At 52.4% G+C, this 20609-nt stretch carries 18 protein-coding genes; 10 read left to right on the top strand and 8 right to left on the bottom strand.

All coding sequences use genetic code 11. From position 1 onward, the window contains the following. Window positions 1–719: 719 nt before the first annotated feature. Window positions 720–1154 (bottom strand): hypothetical protein, encoded by a 435-nt coding sequence (locus tag BMW46_RS14755; protein WP_074709421.1) that lies wholly within the window; start codon window positions 1152–1154, stop codon window positions 720–722. 566 nt (window positions 1155–1720) lie between these two features. Here BMW46_RS14755 and BMW46_RS14750 point away from each other — a divergent pair. Next, window positions 1721–2044, top strand: coding sequence for a hypothetical protein (locus BMW46_RS14750; protein WP_074709420.1), 324 nt, complete (start codon window positions 1721–1723; stop codon window positions 2042–2044). A gap of 256 nt (window positions 2045–2300) precedes the next feature. On the opposite strand, the gene BMW46_RS14745 is transcribed toward BMW46_RS14750, so the two are convergent. From BMW46_RS14745 to epsA, 5 genes are all read right to left on the bottom strand, one after another. Continuing rightward, a complete protein-coding gene (locus BMW46_RS14745) occupies window positions 2301–2603 on the bottom strand; it encodes a hypothetical protein (protein WP_074709419.1) in 303 nt (100 codons plus the stop codon). 404 nt (window positions 2604–3007) lie between these two features. Beyond that, window positions 3008–3259 (bottom strand): hypothetical protein, encoded by a 252-nt coding sequence (locus BMW46_RS15245; protein WP_143121495.1) that lies wholly within the window; start codon window positions 3257–3259, stop codon window positions 3008–3010. Window positions 3260–3321: 62 nt separating this feature from the next. Continuing rightward, window positions 3322–3735 carry a response regulator gene (locus BMW46_RS14735; protein WP_074709417.1) on the bottom strand — a complete coding sequence of 138 codons (414 nt, stop codon included), beginning with the start codon at window positions 3733–3735 and terminating at the stop codon, window positions 3322–3324. Between the two features lie 496 nt (window positions 3736–4231). Next, window positions 4232–5134 carry a patatin-like phospholipase RssA gene (rssA, locus tag BMW46_RS14725; RefSeq protein WP_177171113.1) on the bottom strand — a complete coding sequence of 301 codons (903 nt, stop codon included), beginning with the start codon at window positions 5132–5134 and terminating at the stop codon, window positions 4232–4234. Window positions 5135–6103: 969 nt separating this feature from the next. Continuing rightward, window positions 6104–6979 carry an XrtB/PEP-CTERM-associated transcriptional regulator EpsA gene (epsA, locus tag BMW46_RS14715; RefSeq protein ID WP_074709413.1) on the bottom strand — a complete coding sequence of 292 codons (876 nt, stop codon included), beginning with the start codon at window positions 6977–6979 and terminating at the stop codon, window positions 6104–6106. Between the two features lie 387 nt (window positions 6980–7366). Here epsA and BMW46_RS15865 point away from each other — a divergent pair, with 387 nt between their 5' ends. Then, window positions 7367–8080, top strand: coding sequence for a DVUA0089 family protein (locus tag BMW46_RS15865; protein WP_143121494.1), 714 nt, complete (start codon window positions 7367–7369; stop codon window positions 8078–8080). A 279-nt stretch (window positions 8081–8359) separates the two neighbouring features. Next, window positions 8360–8761: a hypothetical protein gene (locus BMW46_RS15505; protein ID WP_074709412.1), complete on the top strand. Its 402-nt coding sequence runs from the start codon at window positions 8360–8362 to the stop codon at window positions 8759–8761. A gap of 156 nt (window positions 8762–8917) precedes the next feature. On the opposite strand, the gene BMW46_RS14700 is transcribed toward BMW46_RS15505, so the two are convergent. Further along, window positions 8918–9280, bottom strand: a complete 363-nt coding sequence (locus BMW46_RS14700; protein ID WP_074709411.1) for an MliC family protein — start codon at window positions 9278–9280, stop codon at window positions 8918–8920. A 482-nt stretch (window positions 9281–9762) separates the two neighbouring features. On the opposite strand from BMW46_RS14700, the gene BMW46_RS15640 reads away from it, so the two are divergent. Beyond that, complete coding sequence (locus BMW46_RS15640; RefSeq protein WP_074709410.1) at window positions 9763–9948, top strand: hypothetical protein; 186 nt, start codon at window positions 9763–9765, stop codon at window positions 9946–9948. Between the two features lie 32 nt (window positions 9949–9980). Further along, entirely contained in the window at window positions 9981–11144 is a 1164-nt protein-coding gene (locus BMW46_RS14690; RefSeq protein WP_074709409.1) for a glycosyltransferase family 4 protein, read from the top strand. A 7-nt stretch (window positions 11145–11151) separates the two neighbouring features. On the opposite strand, the gene BMW46_RS14685 is transcribed toward BMW46_RS14690, so the two are convergent. After that, window positions 11152–12306, bottom strand: coding sequence for an NAD(P)/FAD-dependent oxidoreductase (locus BMW46_RS14685; protein ID WP_074709408.1), 1155 nt, complete (start codon window positions 12304–12306; stop codon window positions 11152–11154). Between the two features lie 411 nt (window positions 12307–12717). Here BMW46_RS14685 and BMW46_RS14675 point away from each other — a divergent pair, with 411 nt between their 5' ends. From BMW46_RS14675 to BMW46_RS14650, 5 genes are all read left to right on the top strand, one after another. Further along, window positions 12718–13647, top strand: a complete 930-nt coding sequence (locus BMW46_RS14675; protein ID WP_074709406.1) for a 2-hydroxy-3-oxopropionate reductase — start codon at window positions 12718–12720, stop codon at window positions 13645–13647. A gap of 24 nt (window positions 13648–13671) precedes the next feature. Next, on the top strand, window positions 13672–15129 hold the full coding sequence (locus BMW46_RS14670) for an FAD-linked oxidase C-terminal domain-containing protein (RefSeq protein ID WP_074709405.1): 1458 nt from the start codon (window positions 13672–13674) through the stop codon (window positions 15127–15129). Between the two features lie 48 nt (window positions 15130–15177). Then, a complete protein-coding gene (gene glcE / locus BMW46_RS14665) occupies window positions 15178–16272 on the top strand; it encodes a glycolate oxidase subunit GlcE (RefSeq protein ID WP_074709404.1) in 1095 nt (364 codons plus the stop codon). Continuing rightward, entirely contained in the window at window positions 16273–17622 is a 1350-nt protein-coding gene (gene glcF / locus BMW46_RS14660) for a glycolate oxidase subunit GlcF (RefSeq protein ID WP_074709403.1), read from the top strand. Window positions 17623–18020: 398 nt separating this feature from the next. Continuing rightward, the gene (locus BMW46_RS14650) at window positions 18021–20351 is read left to right on the top strand and encodes a DNA translocase FtsK (RefSeq protein ID WP_074709401.1); all 2331 of its coding nucleotides are present in this window, start codon (window positions 18021–18023) and stop codon (window positions 20349–20351) included. The last annotated feature ends 258 nt before the right edge of the window (window positions 20352–20609 follow it).

The following is a 20609-nucleotide window of genomic DNA, read 5'->3' as shown; positions in this document are numbered from 1 at the left end:
AACGCTAAAGCAGCTATCACTACCTTGGAAAGATTATTCATTGTTGTATCTCCTTATTATAATCACTGCGTTTTATTAGAAGTTGTTACGTTCGAATCGCTATAGACTTTGTCGAATCGCTATAGACTTTGCCCGGGTGACATGGCGGCTTGCCATGCCTTCAAAGACAAAAAAAGTGCTATAGCTCTATCATTCTAATATTTATTAGATACAGAGGGGATGAGCCGAATTGGCTATTAAAATAACCGAAGATTCGGCAAAGGAGAATGATCTTACTGATAGCGGACTTTACCCTTATAACCAATTTTTATGTGTAAATGTGACAGAAGCCCCAGCCCAGAAGAGCGTTTCTGGCTCGGCAATCTTCTGATTTGAGGTGCAAGGAGGGCGATAGCTTCGGGAAGGTGCATCTGGATCGCGCCGGTCTTCTACCTGCTCAAATCTCAATCAGTCTTCCTACTCCCTTAGAGCATATAGGTTAGCCACTTCGGCTCACGCTTCAGGAGCATAGCTTACCATTTTGCTGGCAACTCTCGACGCACTCGCGGCAGACCCTGTCACATTCTTCCATGTCGTTTAGCTACTCGCAGCTCTTCGCACGGGCATTACAGACGCTGCAGAGCTGAGTGCTAAAAGTCGAACTGCTAAGCATGAAGTTGGTTGGGTTTGGCCTTCCCACTCCTATTCTCACCCACTTGCCTTTGGCCGTTTCACTGGCCTCACCCCACGTGTTGCCTCAAGCAATCAATTATCTGTTGTTTGTTATTGGCATTCGCCACACGTACTGCAAGCATCAGGCCAGCTTGCGTATGTGAGGTTTTGTTCGCGCCTTCGCCCTCTCCGGGTAAACCGCCTGCTGTACCTGCAAGTGAGCCAGTATAACCGCCTACGGCAGCCGCTACTGCCCTCGCCGGTCCTCCAGCCACCGTGCTGGCAATACCTGCCGCAATGCCTTGGGAGTCTGCGCCGGTTGCCATCCCTTTTGCGCTACCCTGGTCGTGGGTTCTAACCGCGTCACGATCCGAATCGAGAGCACATGGCTGATTGTTATATAAAATGAAAATATCATTCTCATTTACAGAATCAGCCAATGACGCTGCCGCTGCCCTGGCCTCATCGCCTGTTTCAAATCTTACTGTAATAATGTCTTCCATAAACCTCTCCTGAAAATGATGGATTAATGCTTTCAGTCTTCGTCAAGTCCTTCATTCACACCTCATTCAGTTCGCCGACGCCACATCGAACTACGGCTTTTCTGAGCCAGTCTTGCCGATTAACTGGCTTGGCACGGGGATTACAAAAGTTATTCTAAGAACGGCAGTTATCCCGATCCGTTCGGTAACTCACGCCCGAGAGAATATATTTTTCCTGACTTGATCAGGCCAAGCCAGAATCTTTAGGACAACCTAATAATCCTTAAATTAAGATCCTGCCTTAGTGTGTATCGCACCCTCTACTTACTCTATTCACAGATTCTCTCCCAGATTGCCCTTGAACTTATCACCCACTCCTCTAAACATCCTGGCGGTTCGCTGACTCGCCTTACTCATAAGGGCACATTTTCCTGAAACTCTTTCGTGCGATCCGCTTTTCATGGTTTTTTATGGTAAAAGGCAAATATATACTGTGAAACAAAAGAAATTTGTGTAACCGTTCGTGCCGACTCAAGTGAGCTTATTGAACAATAAGGGTAGGCAGATTCTGAGGAGTATGTAATTTAATGATGAGAAGGGCGTTTATTCCTGCTGTTGTTGCTGTATTCATTACTGGTATTGTCATATTAGGGTTTGCCGCCGCCCTCTATCACAGCCTTTTTTTCTATAAAGCAGACGGAGTTATGTCACGCGAAACCGCAAAACGCTTGGGCCTTATGAAGGATGACGCTGCTTCGTTCCCTGCCGAACTGGCGTTCAGGAAGAGCGAAACCGGTGGGTATTTTTATAGAAAAGGAGGGGCAACTGCCTTCATTGATGAAACAAGCTATACCACTATTGACTTGGTTTTTGAATGCGAACGTCTGGGTGGTTGCCAGTTGCGGAAGTGAAGAATTTGCCGCGTGAGCACTTTCGTCCTGTGGTATGCAGAATCGTGATCGTCAATACCGATCTATGCCAGCAAGATTGAAGGGAAGCGTGACATGCTGAACAAGATTTGCGCTGAAACAGCGAAGATAGGCAGAAATGCTTTTTCCATCACTGCTAGAATTTGGCTCAGAGTCTTATGATTACACTATCTAAGCCTTAACGACAGTAGACAGTACTTTTACGTGTCAGCTAAGGCTTCGAATAAATCCCCACACGCTATTTTTTTTGTCCATATTCTTGTTCAAAGCGTCCATGCATTTTATTCACCATTTTGTGTAGACTTCCCATTTCATCGGGTTCAAGCTTACCGTTATGGTTTTTGTCATTTTGGTCAAACATCCACTCGTGGTGTTTCATGAATTCTTTTTTACTGACACTACCGTCGGGTTCTCTTTTCATCACAGAAGCATCGCTTCCTCCTTCATGTTCACCCGCATTGGCACTAGTTGCGAGACTGCCCGTGGCCATTAAAAAAGGAACGATTGCAATAATAAGTCCCATTTTTCGTTTTTGTGTCATGGTGATCTCTCCTTGGTTGGATTCATCCAATAGTGGCTACCAAAAATCATGAATCATAAATTTCTGCGATAGTCTCTAAAAGACTACGCTATCTTCAGTGTAGGTCAGAATGCAACTGAAGTGAGCTCATGAAACGGAAAAAATCGTACGTTAAGGCACGCGATGGTTTTCAACTTGTAGTAGCCAAGAGTGCATCTGCAAGGCATGAGGTACGGGAGGGGGCTATCGACCCGTTGCTGATGTCGGGAAAACTTGAACGGCAAAGGTCTCGTTCAGGGCTTATTGCAGAAGCAGCCGCCGTACAAGAACATGCAACTGATCTGTGGAACGAGGAGCTGGAACAGTCTCGTGAGATTCTAAAGAATTTTCTGGAAACCCTGCCAAAAGCAGATCAAGAGATTACTCTAATTCGTTTGTCTCTCAGGAGAATCGAATCGTTGGCCACGGGCTCTATCTATAAGATTTTTAGCTGCTGCGTCCAATACCTTTGAACAGGTCGGATCGTTTTCTTTCCCGATACAATATTTGTTGATGAAATCAGTTTGGCTCATCTCTTCGCCGTTGACCATGATGTTGTCCAGGTCGTCTACGTGTGGCACTTCCCGCTCGCAGGCCAACACAAATATCCCTGGTAAAAGCCAGATTGGTCTAATCATTTGTAGCTCCTTAGATCGTGGTACTCCGCTTCGTATTGATCTTAATGAATTTCTGCCCCTGATTACGGCATCTGGCTGATAGTCCAATACGTATCGATTGCCCGTATGACCTCCACGAATTGCGGGTAGTCGACGGGCTTCCCCATATATCCTGCAACGCCGAAATTGAAGCCGTTTAGCTTGTCCTGTTGGTCATCCGAAGTGGTCAGCACCACCACGGGAATACGTCTGAGTCTCTCGTCTTTTTTCACTGCCTGCAGGAATTCGATGCCATTCATGATAGGCATGCTCAAGTCCAGCAAGATGAGACAGGGCTTCTCACTATCCTCATCCCGCAGATAATTTAGCGCATCCTCCCCGTTTTCCCGGTGCACAACCTGATTTGTAACACTAATTTCCTTGAGCGCACGGGTAACCTTCATCATGTCCACCTGGTCGTCCTCAACGAGAAGAATAGGTTTGTTAGTGACCCTCACAGGTGGTTTCCTATATTGCTTCGATAAGGGAAACGCCAGTAAAGGGACATGAAGGGAGGAAGGGAAGGACGAGAAAGAGAAAAGCGGAAATTGCGACTCCGTCTGCTTTAATTAGCTAAGTTGTTAGGCATATTTATGATACCTGCAATTGCCTCAACTAGCACCTGTAATGAGACGGGTTTGGAAAGATATGCCTGGAAATCGACATCGAATGCTCTTGCCCGATCCTCGTCGGACAGATAAATGTTCCGGTTCTTGATCGCCAGTTGGTGATGGATCTTCAGTGTCTCCTCATAGGCCCCTCGGTTACTAAAATCCCTCAGGCGTGGTTTACCGCTGCCTTGAGTGTGAGCTAGGCTTGAACACTGCACTTTTGCAGCCTGGAGCGTCACATTCTCTCCCGTTTTGGGATTGCGGCCAGTGCGCTAGCAGATAGCGTGGGTTGCACCCTCGACTTTGCCCAAGGCAAACATTCCAGCCGCTCCAATCGGTACACCTACATTCTGTTGAGCTCGGAAAGACTGTGAGCCACTCGCTCCACAGCCTGCTTTCCCTCCTCGATGGCTTCCCTCGCTCGATGAAAATCGAGCAGGCCAAGGTGAGCCAGTCGGGGCGCTATTATCAGGTCGGGGGGTTCGCCCGCCATGCGGCTGCGATTAATCCGTACCTGCATAATATTGATGCTGGAGGCCAGCACGTCCAGCATGGACGGCATCTTGGGTACTTCGGTCGAATGCGCAGGGAGGAGCGCTCCAAGGCTCTCCTGTAACTTGCGTATCCAGTCCATAACATCGCCAGCTGATGCGTCGGGAGGGGGCTCGGCGCGCAGATGGCGCCCCAACATATCAAAGCTCAGATCAACTGCGATCACGACATCGGCTCCCATTGCCCGAGCCAGCGATACCGGGACTGGATTGACAAGTCCGCCATCCACCAACACCGAACCTTCGCACAGCACAGGGGAGAACAGCCCAGGCAGGGCGATGGACGCGCGCACTGCATCAAGGGTCGATCCTTCGCGTAGCCAGACCTCGGCGCCGGTATGCAGCGATGTGGCTACGGCGGCGAAGGGGATGGCCAAGTCCTGGACAGGTCGGTCCGGGAATTTTTCTCGAAAGAAGCTCATTAGCCGCTCGCCCTTGAGCAGCCCACTGCCCAGGCTTATATCGATATATGCGATGACCTCCCGGACGCCCAATCCAAGTACCCACTGCTCGAAGCGCTCCAGTTCTCCTGCTGCATAGACGGCACCAACCAGCGAACCGATAGATGTTCCGCAAACGAGATCTGGCCGAACACCCGCTTGCTCAAGGGCACGGATCACACCGATATGCGCCCAGCCGCGGGCGGAGCCACTGCCCAGCACAAGTCCCACGCGTGGCGTGCGAATTCCGCTCATACGCAATCCCTATGTGGATCGTGAACGTGCTGTTGGCTCGACTCGATGGTTCTGCAGCGTATCTCAACGCTTTCCCTGTCTCCGAAACTCAACATCCGGCTACTTTCTCAAGCTGATGTGCGAAAACCCTTCCTCCTTCGGCTCTCCCCAAAAATAACGGAGAGGCCATAGGCCTGAAAGGGATTGTGGGACTGATCGGATTAAAAGACCTCATTTTTATATTCGGCATGAGAATGAGACTTGTAATCGTCTAAAAGAATGAGTACGCATGCAATAGCATATCTTTAACAGGCGGGGAATTAAGAAAAATGGAAATACTTTACGATGCAGGCGAGTACCCAAGTCCGGTTTTGAGGATGATATGGGATATGGGGAAACTATGGGGAAACAGGAGACGTCGGGTAGCTATTGCCAATTGGTGGAAACTGGGGTGGCCGGAGAGAGTCGCCAAGTTGCTATCCCAGAGAATTTATGAGATTGAGTTTCGGCATCAGCTCTCACAAGTACAGAATATCCTGGCGAGAACGGAGGACATGGTTCACTTTTCTCCCGTTCAGGTGGTAGTGATGTCTGGCTTCAGATTGGAACCCTCGAAACTGTAAAGGATATTCTAGCAGTCTCATTCATCGAAGGGGCTGTAACCATTCCATTCTCGAGATACCTAACTATATGCACGAAAAAGCTCTTTGCTAATTCCACTTGTTTTTCTCCAGTTCTGCAAATATAATAAGAATCATTATCATTATCATTACTCCTTCAAGGGAGACACAGGTTATCCGTTACCGCTGGTTACTCCTTTTTCCAGCGGTCTTTTAGCCAGCCAGCCCCGCCCGCGGCAAGCCAGCCATATTTTTATTCAGAAAGCCGCCCGTTATTCGGGCGAGCTTCATATTGTTTAATTAAAAGATATTCCTGAGATCCACCTTCATCGCGCAACTGTCATTTTTTCTCAATTAATGAGTCCTGAACCTACAGCTCGTCTGTTAACGGAAGATTAATGGTTTGCGGGAAAAGTGTGTCTGAAGCTCCATTGGCGTGCTGTTCAGAACGCATACCCCAAGTTTGGGTGATTTTGGAAGCAGCCTGAGTCCGGTTATAAACACCTAATTTCTGGAAGATATGGTACAGGTGATTCCTTACTGTGAATTCACTGATAGACAGAATGCTGCCTATCTCGGCATTGGTTTTTCCCTTTCCTACCCAGTCCATTATTTCGCTTTCGCGTTCACTTAACCCATGACCCTTGCCCCCGGCTGAATCAGCCCGGCGAGCAGAGAGATGAGGGAAAGGCGCGATCCGTAGTGCAATGTCGAGGTAGGGCAGCAGAAGTTCCATCATAGTAAGCGCTCCATCGTCGAATTTATCCGAGGTGCTGAAAATGACGTAAATGCAGTCTTCACATCTCCGGCTATCGCTAATGCCGTGCAAAAGGAAGGATTGCATTCCCTGCAGGATCCTGCTGAAGCAACATTGTCCATGACTGTCTAAATGCAGAATACCTGAAGTATCTATATTTGATGCGGAGGGAATTTTGCCTTGTCTCGTCCAGTGGCGGTAGAGCTTCTGGACCTGAGATGAGAGATCCGCCGGTTCGAAATATGCGGTTCTGGTGCCCGGCAGAGAGGAAACAATATCGTGCTGAATGAAATTCGAGTCAAAATCTCCCCAGACGATGATCATGATTTCATGAGGCAGATGATGCTGTATTTCGCCCTGAAGCCATCTCAATAGATCAAGATGGCGGCGTACGCCCAATCCCTCTTGAATAACTCGAAAATAAGAGTGTAGGCGATCCATTGGAATGGAGACGCCATAATCAATTTCTCTGACACTTAATATCTGCATAAATCTGGTTTTCTATCCCGGTGAGAAGTTTTCAAGTGAAAGCTCGGGACGAGAAAAGCAAGGTTAGACAGCCTACTCAATCCCATACTCAAGTAAATATTCTTGTTCAATAAGACGAACAAGAAGTTTTTTCAAATAAAAATAATTCTCAATCCACTAAAAAAACACGAATCATAATCGTTATCATTAATGAGGTAGTGAAATGCATTTCCTCCTCGGGTAAATGACTGCGCATTTGCTCCAAGAAAGTCCTGGAAATTCTGGGACTGAAAGAAGAATTTAATAACTCAAAGAGGGAGGTGATATCTGCGAATCGAGTTGGATCAAAGAATGCCGCAATAAAAATAGATGAACTTCAAAAATTAATAACCTGATTGGAGATAACAAATGAAGTTGAATACGATCCATTTCAAAAAAAGAGCCGTTTCCGTGCCGTTACTTACATTGGCTCTTCTCGCCAATCCAGTACACGCCGTTGACTGGACTGAGATCGGCGATGCAGGGCAACTGGTGAGTACGGCACAAATGCCGACAGGTGATGAAGGCCGGTTGAGAAACATCTACGGAACCATTTCGACCAATAATGATGTGGATCTGTTCAGGATCTACATTTCCAATCCCACTACATTCTCTGCGGGTGTCAGCTCTACCAGTGGCAACCTTGATTCAGGACTCATCCTGTTTAACGAGGGAGGGTACGCGCTCTATGGAAATGATGATGCCATGCTTGGTACGCGTGCCTCAAGCTTGCCGGCAGGTCACGTGAATGGGCCGCAGGCACCGGGCTGGTATAATCTGGCAATATTTGCCCTTGGCACGCCACCTGTCAGCGGCGATGGCTTTACGCCCGATCACTATATGTTTCCCAATGTAAGCTCTCCTTATACCCAGATCCTTACCCCGACGGGGCCCGGAGGAGCATCGCCCCTGACGGGATGGGCACAACTGGACGATACGGTTGCGATCAACGAGGATTACCGTATAAGACTTTCAGGAGTAACGGTCTCCCCGGTTCCCGAACCGGAAACCTATGCCATGCTGCTTGCCGGCCTGGGATTGATGGGAACAATAGTTCGTCGGAGAAAAGGATTTATGGGTTAACAGACTGATTCCTATTTTGAATCCCGGCGATCCAGCTTGTGTAAGTGAATCCTGGGAATTGGCCATCTTCTGCTGAAAACCTTGTGGATAGCGTATTTCCATCCACAAGGTTTTTCATTTTGGAAGGCCTGTAATGACTCCATTGCAACTACTAGGCCACTATATCAGCCGAGTACTCGACCTTGCGTTTAGCTGTACGTGGCTTAACGCACGGAATGATTTACAGCCTTGCTTATCATTTCCTTACAGCAAATTCGCTGGGTTAGCATGAGGCATGACATGAAAAACACTATTCTCTTAACAAAGATGGCGCGATCAATGCTCGTTACCGGCTTGGTATTGGGAATAACAGGCGCCGCGTATGCACAAGGTGCAGCAGGTGGTGCAGCAGGTGGTGCAGTGGGCGGCGTAGGCGGTGCAGCAGGCGGGGGAGGTGAAACTGGTGCCGGTGGCGGGGGCATGGCAGGCCAGGCTGGTCCCGCTACTAGTGGCGCCGCTACAGGCCAGGCTGGCAGCGAAATGTCTGGCATGAGTAAAGAACTGCCTGGTTTGGGGAAAGAGTCACCCCGGCGTGAGCAGGGCGTTCCCGGACTGGGAGGCTCTGTCGAGCCCCGCGGGGGCGCTGCCCCTGGATCGGACAGCCCTCCGGGAGAGAACCCCCCATCTGGGCCAAGATATTAATTTTGTCGCGGATTTGCGTTTTCGGGCGTTTAAATCTGACTGTATCAAAAGGAAACCCTTTTGATACAGTAAAAACTGGGAACAGCGGCGGGACTTGCCTACCGGTGCTTGGGGGTTTGAGGGTTTGTAAACATTGCTCTGGATGCTCATCCAGTATTACTGTTCTTTACATCTCTCGACTATTCCGCCTGTTGTACCATCGCTTTCATGACGAAAGAGCGTGCTCGTCGAGTCTGGCCCCATGCCCTTCGTCCACCATTCAAGACCTCCGCCGACATAGCGTGCGCCGCTTGCCGAAACGGCGATGGTCATCTCGCGTGATGTGCCTGCATACCATACGATGGCGGTTGTACCCGAGCGATAGACGGCGGCAATGCTATGGCCGCTTTCGCACCGATAGGAAATACTTTTCCCGGCAGCAGCGGTTCCAGACGCAGCAGACGTGCTAGCCGGAGAAAAATGTCCACAACCGGTTATGGTGATCGCCAGGAAAGAAATAGTGTGCAGGAAAATTTTCATACGCCTGCTCTGACTCCTGGCCTCAATACCTGCGCACCCTCTCCAAAGCTCCCCGCTCACTTTTCCTAATCAGCTAAAGACCGAAGAAGTTTATCTTAGCCTAACTAAATGAATCCATTCAATAAGTTTCCTTCCCGCGGCTTTTCCTTCCATCACATGGGATAGTTCTCCATATCGCCGAGAGCTTTGCTACCCCATCGGTGTATAACAACCCGGTAGCCTAGCAAGTCACGAACAAGCTCAACCTCGTACCAACTGCACCGTTCTGGGAGCACCTCGTACTCAAGAATGGGTAGATTTAATCTACAATTCATTGTCGAAAGTTCTTACACTCAATGATAGAGATATGCATAAATCTTCTTTTAGGTCTCTGTTTTTATGCATTGATAAATCATGGCATAGTATTTGCTTGGGTCAATGGGGAATCTAAGATTTTCTGATGTGCTTACAGGAAAGGGGAAAATAAAAAAACAATCATTGGCATGGCCCTGGCAGTTGCGGGCACTGGCGCTGCCGGGTACAGCTTGGAAGGCAAACTGATTGGCCCTCCCATCGATCTGACGGTCCCCCACCCGGAATGCGATGCTTACTTGCCCTGGATTGATACCATCGGGGAAATATCAATAGGCATTCAGGCAGTCCGGGCGCCAATGGATTCCTGCCATTAAGCCTGTTTATTCACTTGCGAGTTGAATCGATTATGATAAAAAAAGAAAAGTACAAGACAATCATAATGCTCGGAACATCGCCTGAAGCACATGGTGGAATCGCGACCGTAGTCGGCAACTACGGAGATTGCGGTGTGCTGAAGAAATGGAAGGTCAAGTATGTAGTGACGCATGTGCAGGGTTCGGGATTTGCAAAAGCATGTGCGGCAGGAGTAGCGATGCTACAGTTACTCTACATGCTGGTTACTGGTCGGATCGGATTGCTTCATGTGCACATGTCTTCAAGAGCAAGCACATGGAGAAAGTCACTTTTGCTGCTGATGGGGATGATGTTTCGGGTCCCATATCTCATTCACTTGCACAGTCCGGATTTCGTTGATTTTTTTGAGCATGAGTGCGGAGAACGTAGAAAGAAGTTGATCAGATTTCTGCTATCGCGGGCGCTATATGTTATTGCCTTATCCCAAGGTTGGGCTAAAGATATTAAGAAGATTTCTCCTGCTACACGTACAGTAATTCTTTTTAACTCCGTACCGCTACCTGCTGCAGTGTTACGTGAGAAAGAGATAGACGAAAGTAGCAGCGAGCTATGGGATCCCCCTCTTATATTATTTCTTGGTCATGTTGGTAAGCGTAAAGGTACATTTGACCTAATTCGAGCGGTAGCGTTACTGAGCGAAAATTTCAGGTTAATTATCGGGGGCGATGGCGAACTACAGCGGGCACAGATATTGGCGGAAGAGCTGGGTGTCAGTGACAAGATTCTATTTGCGGGGTGGCTTGGTAAAGCAGAAAAAGATCATTTGCTCGCTCGAGCAGCTATCTTTGTACTTCCTTCATATCACGAAGGGGTGCCTATGGCGATCCTGGAAGCGATGTCCTGGGGGATTCCCATTGTAACTACCCCTGTTGGAGGCATACCCGAGGTGGTAACGGAAGGACAAGAGGGCCTACTGGTAAACTCTGGTGATATCGTAGGACTCGCACATGCGTTAGCGCGTCTGCTTGCTGCGCCATCACTTCGCCGGGAATTCGGAGAAAGAGGAAGGGACAGGATCGAGTCCAAGTTCTCTATAAAGGTTCTGCAACCGCAGTTGGAACAGTTGTGGATAGACTCGGGTGTGTCAGAGCCCGAGCCAGAGCCAAGTGTGCAGAGAGGGGAGGTGCATACCCCCGAAATTCAGCCTAAAGTATGATCTCCGTCTACTCCATTACCGCCGGCAGCTCGGCAGCCAGTGCATTCTTTTCCTTGGTTGCCGCTCCTAGCAGGGCATAGCCGAGCAGTTTGCCCTCGGCGGTTTTGTACAGGGCCTTCACGCCGTTTTCATCTTCCTCCACTCGCCATTCGCCCTGCGCGCCGGCTGCGGGCGGTGACACGACAGCTGGGCAGGCGGGCGTTTTAACCAGGACAGGCATCGCCGGATAGCGTATCGGAGTGGGTGTTTCAGCGAGAGTCGATGCCAGTCCGCGGGCGGCATGCATGATCGGCATGACGAAGGGTAAAATTCTGCCTTCCACCTCCGCACAATCGCCTAACGCGTAAATATCCTCATGGTGCGTCTGCAAGGAGCGATTTACCACTATTCCGCGGTTCACCCCCAGGCCTGCAGCCTGGGCGAGATGGGTGCGTGGACGCAATCCGACGGCGGAGAGCACGATATCGGTCTGCAGCATTTCCCCGTTGGCAAGAGTCAGGTGAAAACTTTCATGGATCCGTTCCACGTATTCGGTCGTGGCACCCAGGTGAAAAACGACACCGGCAGCTTCGAGCCTGCGTTGCATAAAAGCACCCCCAGTCTGGGGCAGAAGCCGACCCAGGGGGTGGACACTGATATCGATTACCCTTACCCGATAACCTGCTGCCGTCAGATCATTCGCAAACTCACAGCCGATCAGGCCGGCCCCAAGGATGGTGACATCCTTTTTTCCTCCCAGGGCGTCGCATAGCCGCTGGTAATCCTCCAGATCGTTGACCGAAAGAATGTCTTTCGCGCCTTCTCCTTCCAGCGGCAAGCGGATTGGATCGGCTCCCATAGCCAGAACGAGCTTGCTGTAGGAAACTTTCTCTCCATCCTGTAGAGTTATTGTTTTGCTGGATGGATCAATAGCGCTTACGCGGCTATAAGGCCGGATTGTCAGCTTAAGCTGCTCGGCCATTTTCTCGGCGCTTGCGGTGACGATGGAAGCAGGTGTTTTGCCTGTCGCCAGAGCATTCGAAAGCATCGGCTTGGAATAGAAACCCCCGTGATCCGCGGAAATGATCAGAACGGGCGTTGTAGTATCCAGCTTGCGGAATTCCCGTGCGACCGTGTAGCCGCCAAGGCCGCTGCCAATAATGACGATTGGTGGTGTGCTCATGCTTGAGTTTTTGCCCTGTTGACGTTGCTGCTCGTACTGCAACGTGCTGCTGAGGCTGCTCCGGTTTCGATTCGCGCTGCGTTCACTGCTTCCGTGTTGGGAACCGTATCGCCAGGGACGATACGGTAAGAGTTGCTACGATATTTTTGAAATGCAATCATTCTGCTCCAGGGCGGATTTCTCCAAAATGTCGATTTGATTTTTGATGTGCCGGAAAATTTCAGTCTGCCAATAATGCTTTTGCTCCAGAGCATGGAGAAAAATTTGAGACGAATATGCTCATGTTTCCTGCCATTTCCGTCTGACAGCGAAAGTTTACACCAGACCAGCTCAGACTCATGCGAAAATCGGCAGCAGGAAACGAGGAGCGAAGGTGATAATCACTGACGCGGTTAGCGCATAGGCACGGGTATGACGGGCAGAACGAAAATTGGTTTCATCGGTCTTGGCATCATGGGTAAGCCGATGGCGAACCATCTGATCAGGGGCGGTCATACCTTATTTCTGCATTCCCGCAGCGGTGTGCCGGGAGAATTGCTCACGCAGGGTGGGCAAGCTTGTTCTTCACCGGCTGAAGTCGCGCAGAATGCTGACATTATCATTACCATGCTTCCGGACACAGGTGATGTGGAGCGGGTGCTGTTCGGTGATAACGGGGTGGCGGAGGGATTGAGCACGGAGCGAAGTAAAGGCGGGATCGTGATGGACATGAGCACTATCTCGCCAGCTGAGACTCGGAACTTCGCCACTGAAATCAATGAGCTTGGGTGCGAGTACGTGGATGCCCCCGTTTCGGGCGGAGATATCGGCGCTCGAAACGCCACTCTCACCATCATGGTTGGCGCCACTTCCTCGGCATTCGTGCAGGTGAAGCCGGTTCTCGAGTTAATGGGTAAAACGATAACCCTGATCGGTCCCAGTGGCACGGGCCAAGTTTGCAAGCTTGCCAACCAGATCATCGCCGCGCTTACTATCGAGGCGGTGGGTGAAGGTTTGTTGTTTGCCTCGAAAGCGGGTGCCGATGTGCGGAAAGTACGCCAGGCGTTAATGGGCGGTTTCGCCTACTCCCGTGTGCTGGAAGTACACGGAGAGCGCATGATCGAGCGCGCGTTTGAGCCCGGATTTCGCGTCGAGCTGCATCAGAAGGATCTGGGTCTTGCTTTGTCCAATGCCCGTACATTGGGCGTGAGCCTGCCCGGTACGGCGACTGTCCAGGAATTGCTGAATGCGTGCATCGCGCATGGTGGTGCCGCATGGGATAGTTCGGCCATGGTACGAATGCTGGAAAAATTGGCGAATCATGAGATCGAGACCCCGGAAGGCTCGCGTGATGAATCATGAGTTGAATTGGCGGCAATGAACCGTATGAACGACGCCCTCGAACTTGTAAAAAAGCTTCGGACCTTTCTGCCCGCGGAATCGGTGCTGCACGAGACCGAAGACGTGAGGCCGTACGAGTGCGATGGCCTGTCCGCTTATCGGCAAACGCCCATGATCGTGGTGCTGCCGCGGACTGAAGATGAAGTGGCGGGAATTTTAAAAGTCTGCCATGCGTTGAAGATTCCTGTGGTCGCACGCGGGGCGGGCACTGGCCTCTCCGGTGGTGCCTTGCCGCACCCGCAGGGGGTGCTGTTGTCGCTGGCGAAGCTGAAAAACATACTGGGGATCGATCCGGCAGGGCGTACGGCAAGGGTGCAGCCAGGCGTGCGCAACCTCGCGATCAGCGAAGCTGCGGCCCCTTACGGACTATATTACGCGCCTGATCCTTCCTCCCAGATCGCCTGCTCCATCGGGGGTAACGTAGCGGAAAACTCCGGAGGCGTGCACTGCCTGAAATACGGACTGACCGTGCACAATATCCTCAAACTACGTGTTTTGACCATTGAAGGCGAAATTCTCGAAATTGGTGGCAACGGCCTGGATGCCCCTGGCTACGACCTGCTGGCGCTCATGACGGGCAGCGAAGGCATGCTGGGTATCGTGACCGAGGTGACAGTGAAACTGACTCCCCGCCCGGAGAAAGCCCAAGTTGTCCTGGCGGCGTTTGACGACATCCGCGATGCGGGGAACGCGGTGGCGAACGTGATCGGCGCCGGCATTATCCCGGCCGGAATGGAAATGATGGACAAGATCACGACCGGGGCAGTGGAAGAGTATGTCCACGCCGGCTATAACATCGAAGCGGCTGCGATCCTGTTATGCGAATCCGACGGCGCGGAAGAAGAGGTGGCGGAGGAGATCGAACGCATCAACGAGATTATGCGGCAGAGCGGTGCAACGGAAGTCAGGACATCCCGCGACGAAGCCGAGCGTGTCAGGTTCTGGGCGGGACGGAAGGCGGCTTTTCCTGCCGCAGGCCGGGTTTCCCCTGATTACTATTGCATGGACGGCACCATTCCGCGCAAGAATCTTGCGAGCGTGCTGGCGGGAATCGAAGCGCTTTCTGCCGAATACGGCCTGCGTTGCATGAATGTTTTTCATGCGGGTGACGGCAATCTGCATCCGCTGATTCTTTACGATGCCAATCATCCGGGAGAGCTGGAATTGACCGAGGAATTCGGGGCAAAAATACTCGGGATGTGCATAGAGGCTGGGGGAACCATTACCGGCGAGCATGGCGTCGGCATTGAAAAAATCAACCAGATGTGTTCCCAATTCAAGACAGGTGAGCTGGAGATGTTTCATGCGGTAAAAGCGGCTTTTGATCCCGAGAGCTTATTGAATCCCGGAAAAGCCATACCTACCCTGCGGCGCTGCGCCGAGCAGGGAGCGATGCACGTGCATCGAGGCAAAGAGAAATTCCCCGAATTGCCGAGATTTTGAAGTCATGCCATTTCATATACTCCTCACCGCCTGACAGACTGACGCAATATGCAGGAAATCGTTGATCAGCTTGCGGCGACCATTCGCGCCGCTGCGGCGAGTAATGCGCCGCTATGTATCCGCAGCGGCGGCACGAAGGATTTTTATGGCCAGCAGGACAAAGGACGAGACGGCGGGAGCGGGAGCATTCTCGATCCCACGGCTTATGCGGGTATAGTGGATTACGAACCCACCGAACTGGTCGTGACGGCTCGGGCGGGCACCCCTCTGATGCAGCTGGAAACCGAATTGAATAGTCGTGGTCAGATGCTTGCGTTTGAGCCACCGCATTTCGGGACTGGTGCCACCCTTGGTGGCTGTATCGCGGCGGGGTTATCCGGGCCACGCCGCGCCTCGGCAGGAGCCGTACGCGACTTCGTGCTGGGGGTGCGCATGCTCGATGGCAGGGGAGACGACCTGAGCTTTGGCGGCCAGGTAATGAAGAACGTGGCTGGTTATGACATTCCACGTTTAATGGCGGGTTCCCTGGGCACATTGGGATTATTGCTGGAAGTTTCCCTGAAGGTGCTTCCCCTGCCGGCAGAGGAGCGCACCCTGCGTTTATCTATGAATGAAGCCGAAGCCATTGAGACGATGAATCGCTGGGCAGGCAAGCCGCTGCCGGTTTCGGCAACCTGTTTCTGCGACGGTGAGCTCACTGTAAGGCTGTCCGGCGCAACTTCCGCCGTGCGTGCGGCGCGTGCGGTATTGGGAGGAGAAGAAATTGCCGAAAATTCGTCTTTCTGGAAGTCGATCCGGGAGCAGGCAAATCCTTTTTTTCAATCAGGAAAGCAGCTCTGGCGCTTGTCCATTAAATCGACTACTGTTCCCCTGTCCTTGCCTGGAAAACAATTGATCGAATGGAGCGGTGCGGTGCGATGGCTCTCAGTCGATGCAGAGATGGATAACGAAGCTGTGCAGGCGCTTGTCCGCAAGGCCGCAAGGGATGCCGGGGGCCATGCCAGCGTGTTCCGTAGCCAGACGCCCGCTCCTGCTGTGTTTCATCCGCTTCCGCGGGCCATGATGAATATTCATCGCCGCCTCAAGGAGAAATTTGACCCGATGCGCATTTTCAACCCGGGCCGTCTATATTCCGAACTATAAATGCAAACCAATCTCGCTGATTTCATCAAGGATACTCCCGAGGGAAAGGAAGCTGAGGCAATACTGCGAACCTGCGTTCATTGCGGCTTCTGCCTCGCCACCTGTCCGACTTATCAATTACTGGGAGACGAACTCGACAGCCCGCGCGGGCGCATCTATCTGATGAAGCAGATGCTGGAAGGCGAGCCGGTGACGGAAAAGACGCAATTGCATCTCGACCGCTGCCTCACCTGCCGCGCTTGCGAGACAGCCTGCCCATCGGGCGTGCGTTACGGTCATCTGGTGGATATCGGCCGCGGCATTGTCGAAAAGAAGGTGGGACGCAGCCTTGCTGCCGGAAGCCTGCGATATGTGTTGCGGCAGGCATTGCCGAATCCGAGCCTGTTTGCATCGCTGTTGAAAGTGGGCCGCGCTGTCCGTCCGTTGCTGCCAAGTGGGCTGAAGGATTCGATCCCTGTTGCACCGGTGGAAGAAAGTCGCCCGCTTCACACTGCTCGGCATGAGCGCAGGATGTTGGTGCTCCAGGGCTGCGTTCAGCCGGCACTGGCGCCCAATATCAATGCTGCTGCCGCACGTGTGCTGGACAAGCTCGGCATATCACTCATCAGTGCTCCGCATGCGGGGTGTTGTGGCGCCGTGTCTTACCATCTCAATGCCCAACAGGAAGGATTGGATTACATGCGCCGCAATGTGGATGCGTGGTGGCCCTATATCGCGCCAAAGCCTGAAAAAGAGCCGGGAATGAAGCCGGGGACAAAGGGGCGGGCAACAGAAGGAGCAAAGGAGGAAACAAGGGGCGTCGAAGCAATTGTCATGACTGCGAGCGGCTGCGGCGCGACGGTGGAGGAATACGGTCATCTTTTGCGCCATGATCCCGCATACGCGGAAAAAGCCGCGCGCATCTCGGCATTGACCAGGGACATCAGCGAGATCGTGGAAGCGGAGATGCCGGCGCTTGTTTCTCTTCTCAGTAAATCGACTGCCGGCAGGGAAAACCCCAGGCAGAAGCTCGCATTCCATTCTCCTTGCACCTTACAGCACGGAATGCGCATCCGGGGTGTCGCGGAAAAGATTCTGGCCGCTGCCGACTTTGATTTGACCTATGTGCCGGATGCGCATCTTTGCTGCGGCTCCGCAGGGACCTACTCGATTCTGCAGCCGGAGTTATCGCAGCAGTTGCTGAAAAACAAGGTAATGGCACTTGAATCAGGCCATCCGGATCGGATTGCCACCGCCAATATAGGTTGCCTCATGCATATCCGCAGCGGAGCCGCGCTGTCAGTCGAGCATTGGATCGAGATACTGGACGAGACCCTTGAGGCTACTCAGCCTGGTACGGTTGAAGATTAGCTTTTCAATGCTTCTGCCAGGAACTTCTTTCGTGCGCGCTGAGCGCATCAAGGCCGGATTCTCGATTCATACCTTTTTTCTCGCCTTCACTCTGAGTCCCTTGTTCCGGTTTGCCCTGAGCCTGTCGAAGGGGGGGAGCCGCGCTCGGGACATGTCTGTCGAAGAGCGGAACGGGGATGAAGGGCAGGCGTATCAGAGGCACGCCGAACTTGCGAGAAAGTTTTTTCGGAAGTGACCGACCAAAAGTAACCGGCCTCAAGGAAGGAAGATTTATTCCGATGGAATAAGAAGCGAGGTAGAAACCCTCCTGTTGCTTATTCCGCTGGAGTGGTTTTATTTTTAACCCCCCATCCAACTCTTATATAATCCATGTTGTTACCGTTCCTGCTGCTATATCCATGAGCTTCGTCAACAAGCCAATGGCAAAAAAAATCAGTCCCGACCCTTTGCCGCCCAGGGTCGTTCGGCTCCTGCGGGAGTCGGCGAGTCTTGCCTTGCTGGGTGTGGCGCTCTATCTGGTGCTGATATTTTATGGGTATGAGCGCGCCGACCCCGGGTGGTCGCACAGTGGCGATGGGCCCGCGCAGAATCCTGGGGGCATGGTAGGGGCCTGGCTGTCCGACCTGATGCTGTACTTGTTGGGTGTTTCCGCCTGGTGGTCGGTGCTGTTTTTCCTTTTCCTGGTGTGGTGGATGTATCGCCGCATCGATGGAAGCATATTTGACCGTCGCCCGTGGTTTGTTTCGATGGTCGGCTTTCTACTGTTACTCGTTGCGAGCAGCGGGATGGAAGCACTGCGTTTCTACTCTCTCAAGGTGGTTTTACCGCAGATGCCGGGAGGAGTGCTGGGTTTCCTGCTCAGTAAGAGCCTATCCCAGGTACTGGGCTTTACTGGCGCAACGCTGACACTTCTGATATTGATTGCAATCGGTTTCAGTTTATTTACGGGGTTATCCTGGTTGCGCCTGGTCGAGCAGATAGGCGCCTCGATAGAAGGTTTTTTCCTGCTTATCTGGCGCAGTATAGAAAGCGTCTTCCTGTTTATCGGCCGTGGCTGGCGGAGCAGGCAGGATCGTCATGTAGGCGCCGTTTCCGCCATCAGGCGCGAAGAGCTGGTGGAAGTGGAAAAAAAGCGCCTGCTGGAACACCCGCCTTTACACATTGAACAACCGGTTGCCGCGCTCCCCAAACCGCGCAAGGTGACCAGGCAAAAGCAGACTTCGCTTTCTTCTGACCTGCCTGATCCCACTTTGCCGCCGTTACGCCTGCTCGATGAGCCGCCAAAGAAAGAAGTGGAAACTCTGTCGACGGAAACACTGGAATTCACTTCCCGCCTGATCGAGCGGAAACTGATGGATTTCGGGGTAGAGGTCAAAGTGGTGGCGGCATATCCCGGTCCTGTCATTACACGCTATGAGATTGAGCCTGCCGTCGGTGTGAAGGGTAATCAGATCCTCAATCTGGTCAAAGACCTGGCGCGATCTTTATCAGTGGTAAGCATTCGTGTCGTCGAGACCATTCCAGGGAAGACCTGCATGGGCCTGGAAATTCCCAATCCCAAGCGGCAAGTCGTGCGCTTGTCTGAAATTCTCAGTTCACAGGCTTATGCCGATATGGGATCGCCCCTGACCATTGCTCTGGGCAAGGATATAGGCGGGCATCCGGTAGTGGCAGACCTGGCGAAAATGCCACATGTACTTGTCGCGGGAACGACGGGATCGGGTAAATCCGTCGCCATCAACGCCATGATATTGAGCCTGCTCTACAAAGCTACGCCCGAGCAAGTGCGTCTCATTCTGGTGGACCCGAAGATGCTTGAATTGTCGGTATATGAGGGCATTCCACACCTGCTGGCCCCGGTGGTTACCGACATGCGTCAGGCCGCCAGCGCCCTGCGCTGGGGCGTGGCGGAAATGGAACGCCGCTACAAGCTGATGTCAGCGCTTGGTGTCCGCAACCTGGGGGGCTATAACCAGAAAATTCGCGAGGCGATCAAGAATGAGAAACCCATCCTCAATCCACTGAGCCTCACCCCGGAAGCACGGGAACCGTTGGAGGAGATGCCGGTGATTGTCGTGGTGATAGACGAGCTGGCGGATCTGATGATGGTCGTGGGCAAGAAAGTCGAGGAGTTGATTGCCCGGCTTGCCCAGAAGGCGCGTGCGGCGGGAGTCCATTTGCTTCTCGCCACTCAGCGGCCTTCCGTGGATGTGATCACCGGGCTTATCAAAGCCAATATTCCGACACGCGTAGCTTTTCAGGTATCAAGCAAGGTGGACTCGCGCACAATCCTGGACCAGATGGGAGCGGAAGCCTTGCTCGGACAGGGCGACATGCTTTATCTGCCCCCTGGAAGCGGGTATCCGCAACGGGTTCACGGTGCTTTCGTCGCCGATCAGGAGGTGCATCGGGTCGTGGAATATCTCAAGGAGCACGGCGAGCCGCGGTATGTGGAGGGTGTGCTTGACGCATCGGATGAGGAAGGCGGGGGAGGCGGAAATGGCGGGGTAGCGGGGCAGGAAGGCGGCGAGAGCGATCCGCTTTACGATGAAGCTGTCGCCATCGTGCTCAGATCTCGACGCGCTTCCATCTCCCTGGTGCAGCGGCATCTGCGCATCGGTTACAACCGGGCTGCGCGGTTGATTGAAGAAATGGAGCGCGCAGGTCTGGTCTCGGCCATGCAAAGCAACGGCAACCGGGAAGTCCTGGTTCCTGTGCGGAACGAATAGAAGGACCCAGCTGGACTGTCGGCGGAGTTCGAATAAAATTATGAAGCGTAACAAGAAGTAGGGCGGGCTTTGCCCGCCGCTACACCGGCAGGTAGTAAAGTGGCGCTGGATGGCTAAAATAATACCGCCCGTTCCCCGACAGGAGAACGGGCGGCTATGCGGGCTATGCGTGTGTCAGCGAGTCAGTCCTTAAAACGCTTTGTCGTACGGTACGATGCGGTTGTTGAGGATGACTTTGCTCTGGCCGTTCCAGACGAC

The organism is Nitrosospira multiformis (assembly GCF_900111585.1).
Lineage (GTDB): Bacteria > Pseudomonadota > Gammaproteobacteria > Burkholderiales > Nitrosomonadaceae > Nitrosospira > Nitrosospira multiformis_B.
Note: the sequence above shows the minus strand (reverse complement) of the source record. Positions and strands in the feature narration are given on the sequence as shown.

Excerpts from the sequence above, each read along its gene's own strand:
- BMW46_RS14755 (WP_074709421.1), bottom strand. The coding sequence starts at position 1,154 with ATGGAAGACATTATTACAGTAAGATTTGAAACAGGCGATGAGGCCAGG.
- BMW46_RS14750 (WP_074709420.1), top strand. The coding sequence starts at position 1,721 with ATGATGAGAAGGGCGTTTATTCCTGCTGTTGTTGCTGTATTCATTACT.
- BMW46_RS14745 (WP_074709419.1), bottom strand. The coding sequence starts at position 2,603 with ATGACACAAAAACGAAAAATGGGACTTATTATTGCAATCGTTCCTTTT.
- BMW46_RS15245 (WP_143121495.1), bottom strand. The coding sequence starts at position 3,259 with ATGATTAGACCAATCTGGCTTTTACCAGGGATATTTGTGTTGGCCTGC.
- rssA (WP_177171113.1), bottom strand. The coding sequence starts at position 5,134 with ATGAGCGGAATTCGCACGCCACGCGTGGGACTTGTGCTGGGCAGTGGC.
- epsA (WP_074709413.1), bottom strand. The coding sequence starts at position 6,979 with ATGCAGATATTAAGTGTCAGAGAAATTGATTATGGCGTCTCCATTCCA.
- BMW46_RS15865 (WP_143121494.1), top strand. The coding sequence starts at position 7,367 with ATGAAGTTGAATACGATCCATTTCAAAAAAAGAGCCGTTTCCGTGCCG.
- BMW46_RS15505 (WP_074709412.1), top strand. The coding sequence starts at position 8,360 with ATGAAAAACACTATTCTCTTAACAAAGATGGCGCGATCAATGCTCGTT.
- BMW46_RS14700 (WP_074709411.1), bottom strand. The coding sequence starts at position 9,280 with ATGAAAATTTTCCTGCACACTATTTCTTTCCTGGCGATCACCATAACC.
- BMW46_RS15640 (WP_074709410.1), top strand. The coding sequence starts at position 9,763 with ATGGCCCTGGCAGTTGCGGGCACTGGCGCTGCCGGGTACAGCTTGGAA.
- BMW46_RS14690 (WP_074709409.1), top strand. The coding sequence starts at position 9,981 with ATGATAAAAAAAGAAAAGTACAAGACAATCATAATGCTCGGAACATCG.
- BMW46_RS14685 (WP_074709408.1), bottom strand. The coding sequence starts at position 12,306 with ATGAGCACACCACCAATCGTCATTATTGGCAGCGGCCTTGGCGGCTAC.
- BMW46_RS14675 (WP_074709406.1), top strand. The coding sequence starts at position 12,718 with ATGACGGGCAGAACGAAAATTGGTTTCATCGGTCTTGGCATCATGGGT.
- BMW46_RS14670 (WP_074709405.1), top strand. The coding sequence starts at position 13,672 with ATGAACGACGCCCTCGAACTTGTAAAAAAGCTTCGGACCTTTCTGCCC.
- glcE (WP_074709404.1), top strand. The coding sequence starts at position 15,178 with ATGCAGGAAATCGTTGATCAGCTTGCGGCGACCATTCGCGCCGCTGCG.
- glcF (WP_074709403.1), top strand. The coding sequence starts at position 16,273 with ATGCAAACCAATCTCGCTGATTTCATCAAGGATACTCCCGAGGGAAAG.
- BMW46_RS14650 (WP_074709401.1), top strand. The coding sequence starts at position 18,021 with ATGAGCTTCGTCAACAAGCCAATGGCAAAAAAAATCAGTCCCGACCCT.